Below are 2757 nucleotides of genomic sequence, written 5' to 3' on the forward strand. Positions count from 1 at the left end.
CACCTGTCATTTCAAGGTCTTTTTCAGCTTGAAAGAGTACGTTATGCTGACTATGGATTTCAATGCCTGCTTCGGTATCTAGTGTAAGAAAGATGGAGCCTTCTTTTGCAGTAAACATTACATCATTAGTGCCCATCTTCATGTGTTTTCCATGGTTTGTTCCCCAATACTTGATGCTAGGATCAGATGTCTTTGGATTACCAGCTCCTTCTTTCCGCACCGAGCTGATGACAACCGCTTCTTCTTCCTTGTCACTTGGGAAATAAAGTTGAACGGTGTCTCCTAATTCTGGTATCCAGTAAAAACCGCTGTTCCCTTCGGCTGTATAAAATGTAGAGTATGGAAACCAAGTGGCCTCATCTTTGTTTTGTGCATCATCAATCGAAAGGTGGACGCGAACCTTGTCTTTGGCAACATCGATGATGTTTCCTTCTACCGCACCTCCACATAGGGAGGGATGGTAAATCAAGTTTTGCCGAATGCCTGCTTCTGGTGCTAGTACATATTCATAGGTGAGGAGGCCTTGTTTCATCGTGACGGTGGCTTGGGCAATGATAAGCTCCGTGTTCTTTATCGTTACTCGGTCGCCAATGTTGAAATACTGGTCAGATTCGATGGTGTAAATTTGAAAGTCATCTAGTTGCACTTGCTGGGCATAGCCATTTTCTGTTGTATGCCTATAGGTCGCCACGTCTTTGGCGAGACGATAAGGAGCCTCTCGTAGCTTTCCATTTTGGCCTTCAAAAAAACTAAACCAAAATTTTGAACTATTAGCAATAACATCCGGAACAAGCACCGCACCAAAATGGAATGCCATCCGCTTGAGAAACTGCCAGTCTATCTCCTTAATATTGTACGATAAATTTCCCTAATTTTGGGTATCGTCTATTCATCACTATATAGCCACTACAAAAAAAGGCCTTGAAAGGCTTTCGAGCCAATCAAGGTGTGGTAGAAAATGAAATAACGTATTTATGCTATCATTCAGTGATATCTATAGAGTAACTTTCGAAACCAATTTCAAATGAAATCATTTCTGAAACAAAAGTAAGAAAAGACAAGCTATTTGAGTTTGTAAAAATAGTTACTACATTATCTTCCGTTAAATTAAGAGACATTATCTTTCTATCATTTTCATCAATAATCGAAAAGCCTTCGCTTACTGAATTTAAACTTTTTAATTGCAGATGCTCAATGCTCCCAAAATCATCGTTAGGATTTGTTCTTAAGTTTAAACTATTAATCATTCTTATATACTGAACTCCTTCAAAACGAATAGAAATGTTCTCAAAATTATCCTCTGAACTATTTATACTTTTAGCTTTGGGATGCTCATAAGTAATTTTTGCATCGATATCTAGCGTTAATAAACAATCAATTGGATTATAACTAATACCCATTAAATAACTATGGTCAAATAAATACCATTGTAAATTCATTCTCTATCCTCCTCTAGTCAAAAATTATTGGTGTATGATTATCAGGACTCTTTCTATTTACAGGGTTTCCTAACGAGTCAATCCTTTGACCTTTTGCATCTTTTATTTCAACATGTGGATTAGCACTTCCAGGAGCTCTGTCACTGCCTTTCTTAATGGTAATTCTTGCTACACCATTTTTATCTACCCATTTCTCAGGTCCGTTAGCTGTTTGAGATTTTGTCCACCCCTGTGACTTAGCGTATTGCCTTAAGTCAGAAGCCTTTAGTGGTTTTGAGGCATCCATACCAAAGATGTTTTTTGAAACATTACTCTTAGAGACATTTGAAGGTTTTTTACTTTTGCTAGTTAATCCCAATATCCTTCCGATTGTCCTAGTTTTTGGGGCTGGAATAAACGTTGTTCCAAAATCAAAACCAGCCCTAACTGTTGGAAATTTATTTTCAATCTCTTTTTGCACAGTTTCTCTCTTTAACCTATCTAGGACGGCTTCTCTCTTTTCCTTAGAGATTTGAAACATAATTTCATTATTACCGTTTATATACATTTGATAAATTTTTTCTTCTGTGTACTGATTTGGATTTGGACACATAGGTGGGTTGCTTAGTTTTGAATAGACATTTCCTTTTGCATATCTCACATTCACTTTCGCAGCAAGCACCTGTTTATTCATTAGCTTTTTCTGGTTACTAATCTGTTCTTTCTTCGTCAGGTTATTTTTAAGCTTTCTGGCTTTTGTGAACACCTTTCCTCTTTTTTTAACGATTTTCCCTATCTTTTTCTTTACAGTCTTCTTCTGTGTCTTAAGGGAAGCGACTACTTTCTTCTTTGTATTACTAACCTTCTTTTTGGCAGCTTTTGATGCCTTTTTTAATGCTTTTGCCCCTTTTTTTATAACACCCTTAATTGGAACGTTGCCAAGTGCACTTATGGCGGCACCCTTCCATTTTGAGGGAAGGCTAGGCTTCTTTGATTTAGCCAATGCCGCCACCCCCAGTGACAGGAATCATCCCAAGGACAGATGCACCTAGCTCAGCTTCTTCCTCTTCCTCCTCATTTTGCATCGGGACAGCGGCTTTGACCCAGCCTTCCATTTTCACCAGATCACCTTGGATATCTGTGATCCCGTCCATCACGATGCTGCTGACATCACAAGTCACATGGATAGAGTCTCCAGCTTTGAATTGAACAGCCTGTCCACCTGTCATTTCAAGGTCTTTTTCAGCTTGAAAGAGTACGTTATGCTGACTATGGATTTCAATGCCTGCTTCGGTATCTAGTGTAAGAAAGATGGAGCCTTCTTTTGCAGTAAACATTA

Annotated in this window: 4 protein-coding genes; all 4 read right to left on the reverse strand. The window is 38.5% G+C overall.

All coding sequences use genetic code 11. The features are described 5' to 3' along the window. On the reverse strand, nucleotides 1-817 hold an 817-nt coding region (locus tag GX497_03725; GenBank protein HHY72330.1), incomplete at its 3' end, for a wall-associated protein. A 163-nt stretch (nucleotides 818-980) separates the two neighbouring features. Further along, nucleotides 981-1439, reverse strand: coding sequence for a hypothetical protein (locus tag GX497_03730; protein HHY72331.1), 459 nt, complete (start codon nucleotides 1437-1439; stop codon nucleotides 981-983). Nucleotides 1440-1452: 13 nt separating this feature from the next. Next, nucleotides 1453-2421, reverse strand: coding sequence for a hypothetical protein (locus GX497_03735; GenBank protein ID HHY72332.1), 969 nt, complete (start codon nucleotides 2419-2421; stop codon nucleotides 1453-1455). Beyond that, nucleotides 2414-2757 (reverse strand): hypothetical protein (locus GX497_03740; protein HHY72333.1); only part of this gene is annotated, 344 nt, incomplete at its 5' end. The genes GX497_03740 and GX497_03735, both read right to left, overlap by 8 nt.

The sequence above is a fragment of the Bacillus sp. (in: firmicutes) genome (assembly GCA_012842745.1).
Lineage (GTDB): Bacteria > Bacillota > Bacilli > Bacillales > Bacillaceae_J > Schinkia.

Bases quoted from the DNA above. Each gene is read 5' to 3' on its own strand.
- GX497_03730 (HHY72331.1), bottom strand. From the start codon at position 1,439: ATGAATTTACAATGGTATTTATTTGACCATAGTTATTTAATGGGTATT.